Annotated in this window: 11 protein-coding genes; 3 read left to right on the top strand and 8 right to left on the bottom strand. The window is 72.2% G+C overall.

Going from position 1 to position 18,610, the window contains the following annotated elements:
• Nucleotides 1–74 precede the first annotated feature (74 nt).
• The 5 genes from OG714_RS10055 to OG714_RS10035 form a co-directional block, all read right to left on the bottom strand.
• Complete coding sequence (locus OG714_RS10055; protein ID WP_406119984.1) at nucleotides 75–4,967, bottom strand: DNA-binding protein; 4,893 nt, start codon at nucleotides 4,965–4,967, stop codon at nucleotides 75–77.
• A complete protein-coding gene (locus tag OG714_RS10050; RefSeq protein ID WP_406119983.1) occupies nucleotides 4,964–5,830 on the bottom strand; it encodes a DUF4132 domain-containing protein in 867 nt (288 codons plus the stop codon). Before OG714_RS10050 ends, OG714_RS10055 begins: the two co-directional genes overlap by 4 nt.
• 256 nt (nucleotides 5,831–6,086) lie before the next feature.
• A complete protein-coding gene (locus OG714_RS10045; protein ID WP_406119982.1) occupies nucleotides 6,087–7,316 on the bottom strand; it encodes a PP2C family protein-serine/threonine phosphatase in 1,230 nt (409 codons plus the stop codon).
• Nucleotides 7,317–7,518: 202 nt separating this feature from the next.
• Entirely contained in the window at nucleotides 7,519–7,944 is a 426-nt protein-coding gene (locus OG714_RS10040) for a hypothetical protein (RefSeq protein WP_406119981.1), read from the bottom strand.
• Between the two features lie 93 nt (nucleotides 7,945–8,037).
• Nucleotides 8,038–9,276: a low temperature requirement protein A gene (locus tag OG714_RS10035; RefSeq protein ID WP_406119980.1), complete on the bottom strand. Its 1,239-nt coding sequence runs from the start codon at nucleotides 9,274–9,276 to the stop codon at nucleotides 8,038–8,040.
• Between the two features lie 189 nt (nucleotides 9,277–9,465).
• Here OG714_RS10035 and OG714_RS10030 point away from each other — a divergent pair, with 189 nt between their 5' ends.
• Complete coding sequence (locus OG714_RS10030; protein ID WP_406119979.1) at nucleotides 9,466–12,096, top strand: NACHT domain-containing protein; 2,631 nt, start codon at nucleotides 9,466–9,468, stop codon at nucleotides 12,094–12,096.
• Here OG714_RS10030 and OG714_RS10025 read toward each other — a convergent pair.
• The 3 genes from OG714_RS10025 to OG714_RS10015 all read right to left on the bottom strand — a co-directional run bounded on the left by OG714_RS10025 (nucleotide 12,080) and on the right by OG714_RS10015 (nucleotide 14,681).
• On the bottom strand, nucleotides 12,080–12,853 hold the full coding sequence (locus OG714_RS10025) for an MIP/aquaporin family protein (RefSeq protein WP_406119978.1): 774 nt from the start codon (nucleotides 12,851–12,853) through the stop codon (nucleotides 12,080–12,082). The two genes, OG714_RS10030 and OG714_RS10025, sit on opposite strands and share 17 nt — an antisense overlap.
• The gene (locus OG714_RS10020) at nucleotides 12,850–13,587 is read right to left on the bottom strand and encodes a YoaK family protein (RefSeq protein ID WP_406119977.1); all 738 of its coding nucleotides are present in this window, start codon (nucleotides 13,585–13,587) and stop codon (nucleotides 12,850–12,852) included. Before OG714_RS10020 ends, OG714_RS10025 begins: the two co-directional genes overlap by 4 nt.
• Before the next feature lie 167 nt (nucleotides 13,588–13,754).
• Nucleotides 13,755–14,681, bottom strand: a complete 927-nt coding sequence (locus OG714_RS10015; protein ID WP_406119976.1) for a LysR family transcriptional regulator — start codon at nucleotides 14,679–14,681, stop codon at nucleotides 13,755–13,757.
• A 182-nt stretch (nucleotides 14,682–14,863) separates the two neighbouring features.
• Between OG714_RS10015 and OG714_RS10010 the strand changes: the two genes are divergently transcribed.
• Together OG714_RS10010 and OG714_RS10005 are read left to right on the top strand one after the other, a co-directional pair.
• Nucleotides 14,864–16,783, top strand: coding sequence for an amidohydrolase (locus tag OG714_RS10010; RefSeq protein WP_406119975.1), 1,920 nt, complete (start codon nucleotides 14,864–14,866; stop codon nucleotides 16,781–16,783).
• Nucleotides 16,784–16,900: 117 nt separating this feature from the next.
• Nucleotides 16,901–18,541 carry an MFS transporter gene (locus OG714_RS10005; protein ID WP_406119974.1) on the top strand — a complete coding sequence of 547 codons (1,641 nt, stop codon included), beginning with the start codon at nucleotides 16,901–16,903 and terminating at the stop codon, nucleotides 18,539–18,541.
• Nucleotides 18,542–18,610 lie beyond the last annotated feature (69 nt).

Here is an 18,610-nt window from a genome sequence, read left to right as displayed (position 1 = left end):
CAGCGGGCGCAGGTCGCGCGGGGCCGCCTGTTCGGCGCGCACCGGTGGTGTCGGGCGAGCCTGGCCCTCGTCCGTCAGCGGCGGCGGCCCCGGCGCACCTTCAGCTCCTCGAACCGGGGCGCGTCGCCCTCCCGGACCCGCTGCCAGGCTCTGCGGTACAGGTCCGCGACCGGTTCGGTCGGCACGATCACGCCGAAGAACGTGCGGTCGCCGTCGACGGTGTCGAACAGCGGCAGCTTCCACTGCTCCAGGGGAATACGCGGGGCCGACTGTTCGGCCCAGCCGCCGGGCAGGAAGAGCGAGCGGCCCGCCCTGGTCCGGGTGGCCTCGACCACGAGGTCGGTGGCGGCCAGTTCGGCGCGGGCCGCCTTGAGGCGGGCCGGCTTCCACCCCGTCCAGCGGGCCGTCAGCCGGTCGGTCGGGTCGGGCATGGCGAGCAGCATCAGATACAGCGTGGCCGCGTCGTCGCCGAGGCCGTGCTCCTCGGCGACCTCGGTGAGCAGGTCGGGCACGGAGCGGCCCGGGTCCTGCGGCCACCAGGTGCCGTCCTTGTCCGGGCCGCCCAGGATCGGCTCGCCGGGGTCGGCGAGGAGGGCCGCGAAACGGGGGTCGCGGACCAGGCGCAGGGCGACCTCGGCCGGGTACGGCAGGTCGTTGACGCGGGTCGCGGGCAGGTAGGGGTCCTGGCCGGCCTCGTCGAGCAGGTCGACGCGGATGCCCGGGGCCGGCTGGTCGTCGTGGGTGGCCAGGACCACGGCGCCGTAGCGCTCGAATCCCGTGCCGGTCTCGGTGGGGGTGCCCGCCGTCTTCCGGAACGTGGAGAGGCTGATGTACTGGCCGAGGTCGAGCATGAGCCCGGGGGCGGCGAGGCGTTGGCGCACCGCGGTGAGTACGGGAGGCAGCGCGGCGCGGATCGGGTCGCCGGCGGGCAGCCGGTGGGCGAGCCACGCGGCGAGCCCGACCGAACCGACCAGGGTCTGCGTGCTGAACCCGGCCGTGTCGTTCCCGGCCGGCCGCACCCGGTCGCCGTTGACCTCCCAGCGCAGGTCCCGGCTGAGCTCCGGGGCGCGGGTCGGGTCCAGCAGCGCGGGCAGGGCCTGCCGTACCGGCCACGGCGCGTGCTTGAGGGCGCGGACGGCGTCGCTGAGCAGGTCCTCGGGGATGGCGGGACGCTTGCCGAGCCTGCTGTTCCACACGGCGGCGCCCGCCGCCACGTCCGGGCCCTCGGTCCACAGGCGGACCGGGTCGGCGGGCAGCAGTGCCGCCACGACCGCGGCGCGGACGGCGCCGTCGACGGCGCGCAGTTCGTCCTTGGCGACCGCCGCCGGGGCGACCTTCACCCCGATGAGGGTGCGGGCCTCGGTGGTGAGGAAGGCCCGCTCGTAGGCGTCGACACCCGGCAGTCCGGCGACGACGAGCCGGGCCATGGTCTCCGTGACTCCGGTGAGCCGGGCGAACTCCTCGGCGGCGTCCGGGAACCACGGTGCCGGACCGCGCTCGGCGAGCGCGCCGAGGAAGGCACCGAGCCGGCCCGGGTGTTCGTCCGCGCCGATCGGGTCACAGGCCAGAACCCTGTACGGCTCCGGAACGGCGAACCGTCCGGCCGGATCGTGGAACAGACCGGTGAAGTCGCAGCCGTCGTCGCCCGGGGACCCGTGTCCGGTCACCGCGACGAAGGCGCCGTCCGCCAGCGGCAGCAGGCCGTTCCAGGAGCCCTCCCGCCAGGCGCCCGGGGCCGGACGCAGCAGGTGCGCGTCCAGGTGCAGCGTCACCGAGCGCCAGCGGCCGGGCACTTCGGACTGTGCAAGCCCCAACGCGTCGAATCCGGCGAGCAGTTGCCGCAGCGCCTCGCGGTGCCCGTCGGCGGTGGTACCGGCCGCCGCGCGGTGGGCGAGGGCCGTCGCCCGCCCGAGCAGGGTGCGCAACTCCGGCTGCCCGGTGGGCAGTTCGGGCCCGTCGAGGTGGAGCCGGGCGCCGGACGGTTCCGCTACGGCCTCGGCGGCACGGGTCAGTATCCGCAGGGTGCGGAAGACGCTGTCGGCCTGGTCGTCGCGGTTCCACCAGTAGCCGTTCGACGCGCCGAGACCACTCATCGCGTCCCGCAGCAGACTGTCCGTCGGACCGGCCGGACCCTCGTCCTCCACGCCGCCTTCCAGGGCGAGGGTGAGCCGGGTCGCCGCCGCGTCTAGGACCGCCTGCTGAGCCGCCGCGTACCGCACGACCCCGGCGATGCCCGCGAGCAGGGCGGGGTGGGTGACGGGCAGCAGCGTGCGGATCGCGGCGGGCAGCGCCTCCGTGTCCTGGTCGGTGGCCGCCGACAGGAGGGCGGCGGCGATGTCCCGGTCGATCTTCCGCAGTCCCGCCGAGCCCTCCGGGTCGCGCGGGGTCAGGCACTCCCAGTACTGCACCGGCGGCAGCAGCAGCGAACCCTCGCCGAACACGCCCGCCGTACGGTCGGTCTTCGCCCAGGCGGTGACGACACCGTCCGCGTCGACCAGGTCGAGCTGCCAGCCGTTGCGCACGACCGCGGTGGGCCGCTCCGCGCCCGGGAACATCACCAGCGTGTACGGCCGGCCCGCCCCGGAGGGCAGCGTGAGGGTGTGCCCGGCGAGATCCTCGAGAAGCGTGGAGCCGTCGGGGAGTTCCAGCCTGCGCAGGCCGACCAGCCCGTCGACGGGCGAACAGGCGGGGGTGGCACCGGTCGTGGGGGAGGGGCGCAGCCGGCCGCCGGTGAACTTGCTGCCCGCGGGGGCGGAGCGCAGCGCGTCGGCGAGGAAGGCGGGCCGGCTCATGCGTCCGCGCTCGCCCGTGGCCGGGTCGTACTCGTACCAGCCGTTCGCCTCCCGGTCCTCGGATTCCACGTGCCAGACCCAGTAGTTGGTGCCGTCGAAGAGCAGCGGGCGCTCCTCGGGCACGGTGGTGTCCCCGGCGTGCACCACACCGTGTCCGGTACTGCGGCCGCCCCCGGGCAACGGCAGGGTGATGGCGAAGTCGCCCTTGTACCAGTCCATTTCGGTGCCGCGTGTACCGCGTGGCCCTTCGAGCCTCTCGACGCGGTCGGCACGGGTGTGCCAGTAGCCGCGCAGGCCGTCGTCACGGCTGTTCCAGTAGACGAGGAGTTCGCCGTCGACGTGGTGGAAGCCGGGGTCGCCGTACCGGTTGTCCTTGGGGATGCGCAGGTCGTGGGTGAGCAGGGTGCCCTCGGCGCCGATCACCCGGGCCTGCGCCTCGCCGGCCACCACGAGGTGGGGCCAGGCGTCGGCGACGATCAGGTCCTCCACCCGGCTCTTCGGCACGAGGGAGGCTGCCGCGTCCTCCCAGGCGGGCCAGCCCAGTTCGTCGAAGAGGCCGGCGCGCAGGGTGCGCTCCAGCACCGGTGCGAGGTCGGTGGCGACCGCCGCGCGTACGTCCGCCTCGGCCAGCGCGAGCGCCTCGGCGGGCAGCCACTTCAACCGGGCCAGCGCGTCGGGCAGTTGGGGCAGGCCGACCGCCGTGAACCGCTCGACGACCGTACGCACCCACCGGGCGAGCAGCGGACGGCAGCCGGGCGACTGCGCCAACAGCCGGATGGCCCGCAGGCCTTGGACGTCGTCGCCGAACCGGTCCGCGCCCTTCAGGAAGGCGTCGTGGAATCGGGCGTCGGCGCCCAGGAACACCAGGTCCCGGTGCCCGTCGCCCAGTGCCCACTGCTCCAGCGGCAGAGTGTCGTCGCGCTCCGGAGCGGCCACCGGTATGTCCAGGGACAGCAGCAGGTCGATCAGATCGATGTCGTGGGTGACCTTCAACGCGCCGCCGGACGCGGCGAGTTCGGCCCGCAGCCGGTCCACCGTCCGTTCCACGAGCGGGTACAGCTGCGGCATCCGGGTCGAGCCGCGCCAGGACCTGGCCCGCTCCCGGAACGTCAGGAAGCGCTCCAGCCAGCCCGCGGTGCCGTCCCGCGGACGCTCCTCCTCGGGCAGCGTGGCGTCCCACAGCCCCGCCGTGGCACCGGAGTCCTCCAGCACCTGGAGCCACAGCGCGGGCATCTCGTCGTCGTGGACCGCGGGGAGCATGTCCAGCAGGGTGCCGCGCACCCGCCGCTCCCGTGCGGCCAGGGCCACCAGCGCGGCACGGTGGCCCTTCCACCAGCCGGCCGCGGCCCGCGGTGTGGCCGGCAGTCCGAGCAGCTCGGACAGATACCGCTGCTCGGCGAGGTCGGCGTCCTGCCCTGCGGCGCGGGCCAGCTTGCGCAGGTCGCCCGCCATCTGCGCGGACGGCGGCAGACCACCGGCGGTGCGGCGCAGGCACAGCCGGGTGAAACGCCGCAGCGCCTCCTCGGCCGGTACCCGGGCGGACAGCTCCCTGCCGTAGGAGGACAGCACCTTCACCGGGAGCGCGCCCGCCAGCGCGAACTCCAGGAACACCGCGTCGAGACGGTCCTCCTCGATGACCAGCCCGTGCTCGGCCTCGGCCTTGCGGGCCCGGGTGAACAACTGGGCCGCGTAGGTGGCGTTCTCCTCGGCGAGGAAGACCCGGCCCGCCTGCTCGTAGAAGGTCGGCAGGAAGTGCGGGACGGAGGCCGCCAGCCGCGAGCCGAGCTCCAGGTAGGCGTCCAGGGCGGCCTTGGGCCGGGACTTCACCTGCCGGGCCGCCCGCTCCAGGTCCGGTACGACACCGAGCGCGTGGTGTCCGTCCTCGGGGTGGTGCACCAGCACCCACTCGGGAAAGCCCAGCGACTGACGCGACCCCAGGCCCACCACGACCGGTTCGGCGGCCTGCTCCAGGCCGAGGAAACCGGCGGCCAGGTCCTCCGCCGCGCCCAACTCCCCGGCCACCAGCCGCACCACCACCCGGTCGTCCAGACCCGGGTGACGGTACGTGCGCGCCGTCAGCGGCACCGCCCGCTCACCGGCGCCCTCCGAGTCGGGCGGCAGCACCGCCCCCGCCGCGAGCATGTCCTCGTACGACACCTGCGTCCCCCCGCTCATGCGTCCTTGCCCTTCTCGATGTCACGCCCGGCGTACAGTGCCGCCGCCATCCGCATCCCCTCGGACCAGGCCACCGGGCCCACCTCCCGCAGCGGCAGGGCACGGCCCTCCTGGTCCTGCCAGCTGAGGCCACCGGTCTCCACGGTGTCCTCCCAGTACGGCTCCCCGATCCACACGGAGGCCTCGACCGTGCGCCCGCCGTCGCGGACCCGGGCCGTGGAGTAGCCGCCGGAGACGCGGTAGCCCAGCGAACTGGCGCGCGCCGCGAGGGCGAAGCGGGAGCGGAACGAGCCGCCGCTGAACTCCCGTACCTCGGTGGCCTTGGCGCCGGACTCCTCGGGACGTTGCCAGGTCGCCCGGTGGATCTGCTCGACGCGCTGGACGATGCCCAGCTCCGCCGCGAACTCGCGGATGTCGTCGAGGTCCGGCAGCAGGACCGGGTGCGGCAGGGTCACCGTGCGCGGGGACAGCCGTACCGTCTCGCCGTCGAGGTTCACCACCCGGAGCTCCCCGTCCTCGGTGGTGCCCCGGAGGAAGCCGACCTCGTCGGGGTCGTCGCCGACCACGGCCAGGTCGCGCAGCGCCGACTGCCAGGCCTCGTCCGGCCACACGCGGACCAGCAGGCCGGTGGGCACGGGCAGCGACGACACCATCCAGGAGTCGACCTGGGCGACGCATCCCGCGGCGTGCCGATCCAGCCATTCGCCGAACCGCCGCAGCCGGTCCACCTCGGGGTGGTCCTTGAGCGCGCGCGGCAGGGACTTCAACTGCCGCCCCGCTGCCCGGCCCCCGGTGGCACGCGCCGCCACCCGCCCCTCCACCAGGGCGACTTCATACCCGTCACCCGCCGACAGCCAACCCACGATGCCCCCGCCTCCCACATCAACACAGCCAGAAGAAAGCACAGTTCAGCCGGGATGCCCCGACATCTGTGCGACGACGAGTGGAACGTTAGCGGCGATCACTGACAATCGGCCGGGGAACCTGTGGACAGGCGGCGACGAGCCGACGTGAAACCGGCGAACGGGCCGCCTGGCCGTGCTCGTTCGCCGGAGCTCACAGAGGGCCGCCGGGGCGTGCTTCCATGCGACGGGTTCAGGCCAGTCGCGTGGCCCGCCGTCACAGGCGCAGGACGATCAGGGCCGTGTCGTCGGTGTTGCCCTCGGCGGGGAGCAGGTCGGCGAGCAGGGCGTCGGCCAGCAGCTCGGGTTCCGTGTGCCGGTGGTGGGCGAGGGAGTCGGCGAGGCGGGCCAGCCCGCGGTCGATGTCCTCCGTACGACGCTCGATCAGTCCGTCGGTGTACAGCACGAGGGTGGCGCCGTCGGCGAAGGGGACGCTCGTCTGCACCCGGCCGACGTGCTCGGGCCGGGCGCCCAGGGGCGGGTCGGTGGCCTGGTCGAGGAAGGTCACCGTGCCGTCGGGGTCGAGCAGGGCCGGGGGCGGGTGGCCCGCGCAGCTGTAGGTGATCGCGTGGTCGTCCCAGTCGATGAACGTCGTCACCGCGGTGGCCGACTCGGCGCCCTCGACGAAACGCGAGTACAGACCGAGGGCCTCGAGGGCGGGGCCCGGCCCGTCGGCGACCCGGCAGGCCGCGCTCAGGGCGCTGCGCAGCTGGCCCATGGCGCAGGCGGCCGCCAGACCGTGCCCGACGACGTCACCGACGGCGACCGCCATGCCGCCGTCGGGCAGGTCGACGAGGTCGTACCAGTCGCCGCAGACGTTCAGGGCGTCCACGGCGGGCTGGTAGCGGACGGCCGCCCGGTGGTGGCCGACCGGTCGCGGCGGGGGCAGCATCGCGGCCTGCAGGGTCAGGGCCACCTCGCGCTCATGGGCGTGTGCCGTGCGCAGCCGCTCGTTGACCTGTTGCAGCTCACGTGCCCGGGTGTACAACTCGGCCTCCAGCGCGCGGGCCCGTTTGTCGTCGGGCCGGCCGCCGAAGGCCCGGACGAACTCGGTGACCTCCTCCACCCGGTGGACGATCATCGTCACTTCGCCGTCCTGGCCCAGGACAGGTGCGTTGACCGGGCTCCAGAAGTGCTCCACCCATCGGCCGGTCCCCTGGGGGTCCTCGATGTCGTAGCGGAGCAGGGCCATGGTGTCGCGTTCGCCGGTGGTCGCCGCGCGCCGCATCGACTCCCGGGTCTCGCGCATGCCGGCCGCCGCCGGGTCCCTGGGGTTCTCGGGGAAGACGTCGAAGATGTAGCGGCCGATCAGTTCCTCGCGCTTGCGTCCCGACAGGCGCTGGAAGTCCTCGTTGGCGTCGACGTAGACGAGGTCGGGGGTGAGCAGCGCGACCATGCCGGGCAGGGCGCGGAAGACCGCCGCGTAGTCGATCTCCGGATCCTGCATGGCCTGCCTGTTCGACGCCGAGGGGCACTGTGTCGTTCCACGATAGGAGGGATCTGGCCACAAAGCCCGGAAACGTCTCTTTTCGGTTCGACGAACGGCCATGATGCCGTCGGCCGTCACCCGACCGAGTGGACTGCCCGCGGAGGCCGCCCCGGGCGGCCGCGCGATGGTATGGCCCGACGCGCTGCCGCGCCGTTCACGGTCAGGTCTCTGTCGAGGTCGGGCCGCCGACGTCGGCGGTGACCCGGCGGTAGGCGGCCCGGGCGTGGAGGAGACGGGCCAGGGCCGTGCCCACCAGGGCGGCGGTGAACAGGCAGCCTAGCCAGAGCGCGTCACGGTGTCCGGCCCAGGTGAGCGTGCCGGCGGGCCGGACGGCGAAGCCGTTGAGGAAGAGCCAGCACAGCAGCGCGGTGCCGGGGGCGGCGGTGAAACGGGCGCACAGCCCGAGCAGGACGGAGAGCAGGGACAGTGCGGCCAGCGCCGGCGAGGGCCGGTCGGGACCCACCAGGGCATTGAGCAGTGCCACCAGTACCAGTGCGCCACCGGATGCCGCGGCCCAGACCAGCGGTGTGGCCACGGGCGAGGGGACGGGCCGTGCTCCGGTGCTGAGAGGCACCCAATCGATCATGCCTGTGACTCCTCCCGGTCGTCCCGCCTCTCCTGGCGACGGGGAAGTCAGCGTGCCCGAGTCCGCGCCATCGGTACAACCCGGCCCCCCGGCTCACGTGCCGGCCCGCACCGCCCGCTTCGACGGCTTCGCCGACCGCCGTTCGTAGAGGATCGGCCACAGAGTGATCAGGACGAGCAGCCAGACCACGGTCACGGTGTGCAGCCGCGCGCCGAACGCCGCCAGCAGCAGCGGCAGTACGCAGCAGGGGAGGGCCACGGACAGCAGCCACCGCCGTTCGCGGTCGGCCCGGCCCAGCCAGGCGAGTCCGCTGAGCGTGAAGTACCCGGCCAGGGCCGAGCACATCAGCCAGCGGGTGGCGTCCGGCAGTGTCTCCAGGTGCTCGGCCGCGGCTCCCAGCGCGGCGGCCAGAGCGGCGAGGCAGCCGGACACGAAACAGTGCAGGGGCAGCGCCACGCGCGCGGGCAGCACCCCGGCCGCCAGATGCGGTACTCCCGCATAGCCGTGCCCGAAGGACAGCGCCCACACCATGGCCAGCAGGAAGAACGCCGCCACGGCGAGCATGTACAGCTTCTTGTCCCACTCCGCGTCGGACGTGGCCTCGACCACCTGGGCGACCCCCTCGCCCAGCACGATGATGACGAAGAGGCCGAGGCGCTCGCTGAGGTGCTCCGTCTGCGACCGCGCGAGCGACGTGCCTGCTGCGGAGCCGCGCCGCGCGGGCCGGCTGTCGCGGCGTTGCCGGGCCTCCCGCGCCTCCCGGGCTTCCTTGTGCTCGACGATGTCGCGCGCGGAGACCGCGAACGTGACGTACAGGTCGAGGGCGATACCGAGGGCCCAGAGCCAGTAGCGCGTCGGGGCGTGCGCCCAGAGGGAGACGGTCCACGGGATCACCCCGAGCGACATCTGCGCCGCCGGCCAGTCGACGAGGATCTGGCGACGGTGCTGCCAGGCCCGGCTCGCCAGGACCCGGACCAGGACGTAGGCGAGGGCGAACACACGCGCGTGCCGGTCGTCGCCCTCGTGCACCCCCGGCACGGCCGCGGCCATCACGGCCATGCCGAACATCGCGGCCAGCACCGTACGGACGTGGGTGTTCTCGTAGGCCACGTTCGCGTACAGGGTGAAGCAGATCCAGGCCGTCCAGAAGGCCAGGAACAGCAGCGCGTACAGGCCCAGGTCCGCCAGGTCCGGGACACCGTGCAGCAGGTGCGCGATCTGCGCCACACCCGCCACGGCGACCAGGTCGAAGAACAGTTCCAGCCAGCTGGCGTGCCGGTTCTCCTCGGAGCTCGGTCGCGGGGCCGGTGCGGTCGTGTCGTCGTCGTTCACGGCATCACCATGCCCACTCTCCCGGCGTGGTGAAGCGGAGTCGGCGCGATCTCCTTCGGTCGCTCTGTCCGACGCTCTGTCGGAGTGACGGCACAGTTTGACGCCCTCTGATCGCCCGGGTGATCATTCAAGGCATTGTGATCGGTTGAACTGCCCTGCGCCTCAAGGGAGTTCTACGCTGATGCGGTCATGGAAGCCATGAGTGTCGGGGCCCGTCTCGCATCGAGTGTCGTCGGCCCACTGGTGAAGAAGCTGTTCCGTACGGACGGGCCCGGGGCGGGGTTGGTCGACAGACCTGTTCGCGTCTCCAGCCTGGTGTCGTTCCGCGGGGAGACGCGGACCCTCACGGATGTCGAACTCCGCAAGATCGCCGAGGAGTTGGTCGAGCGCGCGGCGCTGTCGACCGGTGTCTCGGAACGGCTTCCCAGCTTCGAGAAACGTGCCGTGGTGAACGCCGTCACCCACTCGCTGTGCTTCATGGAGCACATCGACATGGACGACGTCCAAGCCGTACAGCTCGGCCATCTGGAGTTGTCGCGGAGCCTCCGGTCGAGCAACCCGGCCGCCACGATCGGACTTTCGAGTGACGCGGTGCTGCTGCACGCGCAGGTGGTGGACACCGCCTGCCTGCACATCCTGCATTTCTTCACCACGAGGTCGACCTTCGTGCCCCGCACCCTCGTCGAGCAGAGCCGCCGGATCGAGGAGCTGTCGTCGAAGATCGACACCTTGATCATGCGCACGCCGTCACCGGCGGACGGTGGCTTCGAGGCGCGCTATGCGAGCTACATCTCCACCAAGCACGGCAAGTTGACCATCTTCGGCCTCGATCTGGCCACGGCCTCGGCGGCGTGGCCGCTGGACGCCGCCTACCTGAGCCTGGAGGCCACCGGGACCGCGGCCGGGGGCAAGATGCCGCTGACGATGCCGGCGGAACACGTCCTGGCCGGGCGCGCCCGGGTCCTTCTGCGGGGAGTCGCGGGATCGGGGAAGACCACCCTTGTGCAGTGGCTGGCGGTGAGCGCCGCCCGCAGCGACGTCGACGAGCATCTCCTGTACCTGCACGGACTGGTGCCGTTCGTGCTGCCCATGCGTTCCCTGACGCGCGCCGGAGCGCGACTGCCGGCCCCGGACGAGTTCCTCTCGGCGGTGGGGTGCCCGATCGCGCACGCCCAGCCCACGGGCTGGTACGACCGGGTGCTGACCGCCGGGCGCGGCCTCATGCTCATCGACGGAATCGACGAGATGCCCGAGGGGGAACGCGAGGAGGCCCGCAACTGGCTGCGGGATCTTGTCGGTTCGTACCCGAGGAACCACTGGCTCGTCACGTCGCGTCCCTCGGCGGTGCAGGAGAACTGGCTGGCGGGCGAGAAGTTCACGGAACTGGACCTGGCGCCCGTGAGCCGTGACGACGTCGCCGCCTTCATCAAACGCTGGCACAAGGCGGCCGGCAGTGCCGACGCCTACGGAAAGGAACTCCTCTACGCCGTCAGAGCCAAACAGGAACTCGACCGGCTGGCGACGAACCCGCTCATGTGCGCACTCATCTGCGCGCTCCACCGTGACCGCAGGGGCTATCTGCCCGACGGACGCAAGGAACTCTACGACGCGGCCCTGTCGATGCTGCTGTCACGGAGAGACCGTGAGCGCGGTATCTACAAGACGGGCGACATGCGGATCGGTGAGACACACCAGGTACAGCTGATCCAGAAACTCGCGTACTGGCTGATCCGCAACGGCCGTTCGGAGATGGACGCGAAGGACGTCGTGGATCTCCTGTCCCAGGCGCTGACGTCGATGCCCCGCGTCGCCGAGCAGGGCACGGCGAAACAGATCTACCATCACCTGCTGGTCCGCAGCGGGCTGCTCATCGAACCGGTCGAGGGCACCCTGCAGTTCATCCACCGGACCTTTCAGGACTACCTCGGTGCCAGGGCCGCCGTGGAGAGTCTCGACTTCGACTTCCTCGGCGGGAACGCCCATCTCGACCAGTGGGAGGACGTTGTCCGCATGGCCGTCGCGCACGCGCGCCCCGCGGAGCGGACGCGGCTGCTCACCGGGCTGATCGAACGCGGTGACTCCTCCAAGGACACCCGCTACCGGCTCCATCTGCTCGCCGCGGCCTGCCTGGACGATGCCACCGAACTCGACCCCGAGGTGCGGACCGAAGTCCAGCGCCGTGCCGAGAGACTCATCCCGCCGCGCTCGGTGGACCAGGCACGCGCGCTCGCGGACGTCGGTCCGGTGGTACTCGAACTCCTGCCGGGGCCCGAGGGACTGACGTCCGACGAGGCGTACTTCACCGTTCTCGCGGCAGTCCGGATCGGAACCGATGCCGCCATCCCGGTACTGACGCGGTTCCGGGCCGCGGAGGAGAAGCGGGTACGTGCCGAACTCGCCCTTGCCTGGGCCCGGTTCGACACCGATCGCTACGCCGAGGAGGTCATCGCGGATCTGAACGAGGACGACTGCCTCTACTTCGTCGTCTCGAGCAGCCGGGAACTGCGAACCCTGCGCCGTTTCGGCGGCAGATCCTACTTGCGGATCACGTCGCCGCTCGGTGTCGAGGAAATGCGGAGCCACTGTGTACCGGACCGCCTGGTGGGCCTGTGCATCGCGGCGGACATGCGCTGTTCCTGGGACTGGCTCGACGAGTTCCCCCGTCTCGTCGAGCTGACACTGGAAACCCCGCTCCCGGAGGTGGACGTCAGTTCGCTGAAGGATGTGCCCTCTCTACGGATCCTTCGGGTGCCGTCCACCGTGAGGACGGTCGGTGACGACGTACTGCCGCCCACCTTGAAGATCATCCGCACGGGCTGAACCGCCGCCCGGACTGTTCCGTGGCGCTGAGACGGTTGATCCGGTTGATCACGACGGTCGCCGCGAGCGCCCCGAGCGGCGGGGCGAGCAGATACACGGGCAGGAGGGAAGGGGCGCCGGCGAACACCGCCGGCCCGAACTCCCGTGCCGGGTTGGCGATTCCGCCCGACAGGGTGCCGAAGGCGATGATCTGGGCGGCGATCATCGTGCCGACCGCCCAGGGGGTGAAGGGGCCGAGCCGGCGGCTGGAGACGCCGATTCCGGCGACGGCGACGATGACGAACATCGTGGCGGTCTCGATCAGGGCGACGGAGGCCCAACTCCAGCCGGGAGCGGGCCTGATGACGGCGAAGTCCACGGCCGGGGAGGCGAACACCGGGCCCCAGACCAGCCGTCCGGCCGCGACGCCGAGCAGCGATCCGGTCAGTTGACCGGCGATGAACGGCGCGACATCGCGGCCCGGCGTACGGCCGTAGCGCCACATCGCGAGGGTGATCGCCGGGTTGATGTGGCCGCCGGTCACCTTGCCCCAGGGGGAGAGCATGACGACGGTGACCGTGTAGCCGGAGAGGGGGGCCACCGCGAGCAGTCTGGCCTCCGGGGTGTTCCACCAGCCGCCGGACGCCGGGTCGACGGTGCCCAGCAGCCAGCGGACCGTGGTGGCCACGACGAACAACATCAGTGCGGTCAGGGCCAGTTCGAGGAGCGCGGAGTGCAGCGTGCGCCGCCATGCGGGGTCCGCGGACGCGTCGTTCACAGCGGCTTCGTCCACGAGGCGTCGGAGCGGGTCAGTACGAACGCCGTGGCGGAGGCCGCCACCAGGAGCACCGCGGCGAACAGCAGGGGCAGGGCCCGGCCGCCGTGCTCGACCGCGACGGCACCGGCCAGGCCGCCCGCGAACATCGCCGCGGCGGAGAGCAGCCGGCGGCCGACCTTGCTGCCCTTGCCGCCCGCGAGGCGGCTGTCCGCGGCGACTCCGGTGATGGTGAGCGTCAGTACGGTCGTGGTCAGGTCGGGTACGGCCAGGGCGCGGGCGGTGGCGTTCTGCACGCCCATCGCCAGGCCGAGGAGCGCGATCAGGGTGTACTGCACGGCTGTGCCCACGTGCGCGGTGTCGGCGACCTGGGCGACGACGTACGCGGCCAGGACCAGGGTCGTCTCCAGCAGCAGCGCCAGGTGCAGGACCCGTCCCCGGTGGGCGCCGGCCCCGTGCGCGAGCCGTCCGCCGAGCAGGGCGCCCGCGGCGAACGCGGCCAGTGCCGCGAGGGAGGCGGCCAGGGAGAAGCCCGCCGCGCCGGCGATCGCGAAACCGGAGAAGACGACGTTGCCGGTCATGTTGGCGACGAAGACATGGCCCAGGACGAGATAGCTGAAGGCGTCCACTAGCCCGGTCACCACCGTGAGCGCGAGCATCAGGGGAGGGAGCGGGCCGTGCCGGCCCTCCATGTCGGGGACGACCGTGGTCCACGCGTCCCGCAGTACGGCAGACATGGCATTGCTCCCATTCGCTGGCGGACTCCCGGTCTCCCGGCTTCCTCCTCCGAGCGTCGCGCCATGGGAGCGTCACGTCCAACATATGGATACGGGCACAGCGATCGGCAACAGCGATCGATCGCCCGGCCCCGCCGGTCTCCGGTCGCGTGATCGCCCGGACCCGTTCAGTCCCTGATCGCGTGCCGTTCCACCACTTCGAGGAACGCCGCCGCGGCCGGCGCCAGCCGCTTGCTGTCGTGGACCGCGCAGATGGTGTGCACCGCCGCCTCGTCCGCGATACGCAGTGCGCGGGCGCCGTACGGCAGGACGTCCCGGAGACTCGCGCCCGGCGCGGAGTCGTCGAGCACGGACGAGCGCGGTACGACCGTCACGCCGATGCCCCGTGCCGCCAGCCGGATCATGTCCTGTATCTGGCCGACCTGGAAGTGCTGGCCGGGTTCCACTCCGGCGCGGGCGAACGCGGCCTCCACCTGACGGCGCAGGCCGCTGCCCCGGGTGAACTGGATGAGCTGGTGGCTCTCCGGCAGATCGGCCAGGTCGACGGTCCCGCGGTCGGCCAGCGCGTGGTCGGCGGGCACGATCAGGACGAGGGGGTCGGCCGCCAGGACCTGGTGGTCGAGCCCGTCCGGGATCTGGCGCGGGCCGAGGCCGACGATCGCTATGTCGAGGTCACCGGCCAGGACCGAGGCGGCCATCTCCGCGCTGGGCGCGTTGGTCACATGGAGGTCGATGCCGGGGTAGCGGGCGTGGTAGTCGGCCATCACCTCGACCAGGTCGACCGAGGAGGCCCGCGTCTGGACGAGGCCGAGGCGCAGCCGCCCGCGCCGCAGTCCGGACAGGGCGTCGAGCGCGGCCCGGGCGGTGTCGACGTCGGCGAGGATGCGGCGGGCCAGCGGTTCGAGGAGCTCCCCGGCCGCCGTCAGCCGTACGGAACGGCTGGTGCGGCTGAACAACCGGGCGCCCACGTCCTTCTCCAGCCGGGCGATCTGCTGGCTCAGGGCGGACTGCGCGACATAGCAACTGGCCGCCGCCTGCGTGAAGTTGCGGGTCTCGGCGACGGCGAGGAAGTACTTCAGGTGGCGCAGATCCATTGCCGCCTCCCTCTCTTTTCTCGCCTCTCGCCGTTCTTGCCTCTGGTCCGTGATCTGTGATGGCGAATGATTCGAGCAGAACCATGTGTTGGACCGATCCATTGTCGCAGACCTAGCGTCGGGGATGTCGCCGGACGACCGATCCCCGCCCCGCCCCACCTCTCCTGCTCCAAGGAGCCTCCATGTCCAGCAGCGCCATGCCCGCGGGCACCATGCCCGTGGGTGGCATACGCCCCTACGGCGGGGTCCAGCACCCTGCCCAGCTCGTCGTCCGCAACGCCCGCATCCACACCGGCGACCCCGCCCGCCCGGCCGCGTCCGCCGTGGCGATCACCGACGGTGTCTTCACCGCCGTGGGGGACGACGCGACCGTCGCCCCGCACATCGGCCCCGCCACCCGGGTCGTCGACGCGCTCGGCCGACGGGTGATCCCCGGGCTCAACGACTCCCATCTGCACGTCATCCGGGGCGGGTTGAACTATCTGCTCGAACTGCGCTGGGACGGCGTACGGTCGCTGCGCACAGCGCTGCGGATGCTGCGGGAGCAGGCCGAGCGGACGCCAACAGGGCAGTGGCTACGGGTGGTTGGTGGCTGGACCGGGGAGCAGTTCGCGGAGAAGCGGCTGCCGACCGTGTCCGAGTTGAACGCCGCCGCCCCCGACACCCCTGTGTTCGTCCTGCACTTGTACCAGTCGGCGATCCTCAACCGGGCCGCGCTGGAGGCCGTCGGCTTCACGCGTGACTCCCCGAATCCGCCCGGCGGCGAGATCGTCCGCGATTTCGCGGGCGACCCCACCGGTGTGCTGCTCGCCGCGCCCGCCGCCGGGCTGCTCTACTCCACCCTCGCCAAGGGACCGATCCTCGCCCCGGAGGACCAACTCGGCTCCACCCGGCACTACTTGCGTGAGCTGAACCGCTTCGGCATCACCAGTGCCATCGACGCCGCCGGCGGCTTCCAGAACTTCCCCGACAACTACGCGGCCGTCACCGAACTGGCGGAGCGCGGCGAGCTGACCGTCCGTATCGCCTACCACCTCTTCCCGCAGACCGCCGGGCAGGAACTCGACGACCTGCGCCGCTGGATCGGCATGGTCAGCCCCGGCGACGGAGACGCGTGGCTGCGCTGCAACGGCGCCGGCGAGAACCTCGCCTGGTCCCCGGCCGACTTCGAGAACTTCGCCGAGCCACGCCCCCGACTCACCGCCCGCGCAAGCCAGGACCTGGAGGTGGCGGCCCGGCTGCTGCTCGACAACGGCTGGGGTTTCCGGCTCCACGCCACCTACGACGAGACCATCCGCCAGGACCTCGACGTCTTCGAGAAGATCGCCGCGGACGGCGCATTCCCGGACGGGACACGGTGGTTGTTCGACCACGCCGAGACCGTCAGCCAGAGCAGTCTGGACCGGATCAAGGCCCTCGGCGGCGCCGTCTCCGTCCAGAACCGCATGATGTTCCAGGGCAAGGCCTTCATCGACCGCTACGGCGCCGAGCGCGCCGCGACCGCGCCCCCGATCCGCGCCATGCGCGACACCGGCCTGCTGGTCGCCGCCGGCACCGACGCCACCCGCGTCTCCAGCTACAACCCGTGGTTGTCCCTGTCCTGGCTGGTCACCGGCCGTACCGTCGGCGACACCCTCCTCTACCCGGCCGAGAACCGCGTGGACCGTTCCACCGCACTGGAGATGTACACCAGCGCGGGCGCCCAGCTCACCGGCGAAGCCGACGTGAAGGGCACCATCACCGAGGGCAAGTACGGCGACCTGGCCGTCCTGTCCGCCGACTACTTCTCCGTCGCCGACGAGGACATCGACCGTATCGAGGCCGTGCTCACCGTGGCCGGCGGCAAGATCGTGCACGCGGTCGGTGACTACGAGAACATCTCCGCCCCGCTCCCGGAGATCAGCCCGGCCTGGAGTCCGGTCGCCCGCTTCGGCGGCTTCCAAGCCGCGTCGGAGGTACCCGGCGCACGGCAGGCCCGCGCCTTCACCGAGGCCGCCGCGGACTCCGAGGAGCAGCGCGCCTGGCGTGCGCGGCGCGGCGATCTCGACCGCGTCCCGCACCAGGCCGGCGGCGCCCTCGACCCGCTGGACGGCTGCTTCTGACCGGCCTTTGGACCGGTCCCACGACGGGCCCGGTTTTACGGCAGCTTGGTGGCCTGCCCCGCACCGAGCTGCCGTACTTTCTTTCTCGACCGCCCACTTCGCCCCGGGAGCCGCAGCATGACCGCGAGTACGACGACGGGGAAGACCGCGCGGTCCGCGTCGGCCTGGGCGCCGTTGAGCCGGCCGGTGTTCCGGGCGCTGTGGATCGCCCAGTTCGTGTCGAACATCGGCACCTGGATGCAGACGGTCGGCGCGCAGTGGCTGCTGCTCGGGCACGGGGCGACCATGGTGACCCTGGTCCAGACGGCGTCCAGTCTGCCGATCGTGCTGCTGGCCCTGCCCTCGGGTGTGCTGGCGGACCGGTTCGACCGGCGCGGGCTGCTGCTCGTGGCGCAGGTCGCGATGTTCGCCGTGTCGACAGTGCTGACCGTGCTGGCCTTCGCGGACGCGCTGTCCGCCGTACCCCTGCTGGCCCTCACCTTCCTCCTCGGCTGCGGGACCGCCCTGATGGGGCCGTCGTGGCAGGCCATCCAGCCGGAGCTGGTGGAGCGGGAGCAGCTGGGGCAGGCGTCCGCGCTGGGCGCGGTGAACATGAACCTCGCCCGTGCGGTCGGCCCGGCGCTCGGCGGTGTCGTGGTCGCGGCGGCGGGCGCGGGCTGGGTCTTCGGCTTCAACGCGGTGTCATTTCTCGGGATCGCCGCCGTACTGGTGCTGTGGCACCGCCCGAAGACCACCGTCCCGGCCGCCGAACGGGAACGGCTCCTGACCGCCCTGTACGCGGGCCGCCGCTACGTCTGGAACGCTCCAGGCATCCGCCGCGTCCTGCTGCGCACCGCCCTGTTCATCCCCGGCGCGGCGGCCCTGTGGTCTCTGCTCCCGCTGATCGCCGCCGACTCGCTCGGACTGGGGTCGGGCGGCTACGGCCTGCTGCTCGGCGCGGTCGGTGCCGGCGCGGTGGCGGGCGCGTTCGCACTGCCGTGGCTGCGCCAACACCTGGGTATCAACGGCATCTTGGCGGCCGGCGCCCTCATGTTCGCCCTCGTCCTGCTGGTCCTCGCCACCGTGCACGTCACCTGGGTCGCGGTCCTCGCGCTGCTGCCCGCCGGAGTGGCCTGGATCGGCGTCCTGTCCACCCTCAACGCGGCGATGCAGACCCGCCTCCCCGGCTGGGTCCGGGCCCGCGGACTCGCCGTCTACCTGCTGGTCTTCCAGGGCGGCCAGGCCGTCGCCGCCCCTGTATGGGGCGCCCTCGTGCAAGGGCTGGGCCTGACCACGGCCCTCCTCATCGGCGCCGCCACCATGCTGCTCAGCGCGCTCAGCCTCTACCGATGGCGGCTCTACGGCACGGAGGGCATCGATCCCACCCTCTCCGACCACTGGCCGACCCCGCCGCTGGTCTTCGTGCCCGGCCCCTCCGACGGCCCGGTGCTGGTCTCCGTCGTGTACCGCGTCGCGCCGGACGACAGAGCCGCGTTCATCGAGGCCATGGACAACGTGGCCCGCTCCCGACGCCGGACCGGCGCCATCACCTGGGGCCTCTTCCAGGACGGCAACGAACCCGGCCGGTTCATCGAGAACTACCTCGTCGGCTCCTGGGCCGAACACCTCGCCCAGCACCACAACCGGCTCACCACCACCGACCGGGGCTTCGAGGACCGCGCCCGCGCCCTGCTCCTGCCCGGCACCGCCCCCGAAGTGACCCACGCCTTCGACGCCGCCGTTGGACCGGTCCTGCCCACCTCGGAGAAAGCCTCCTGAAGACCTGAAGGTGGGTGCCGGACACCCAGGAGAGGTGTGGCCTGGTTACCCCCGCGCGGGAACGCGACG

The sequence above is a fragment of the Streptomyces sp. NBC_00989 genome (assembly GCF_045162655.1).
Lineage (GTDB): Bacteria > Actinomycetota > Actinomycetes > Streptomycetales > Streptomycetaceae > Streptomyces.
The sequence above is the reverse complement of the archived record's forward strand: the minus strand, read 5'-3'. Positions and strand labels throughout refer to the sequence as shown.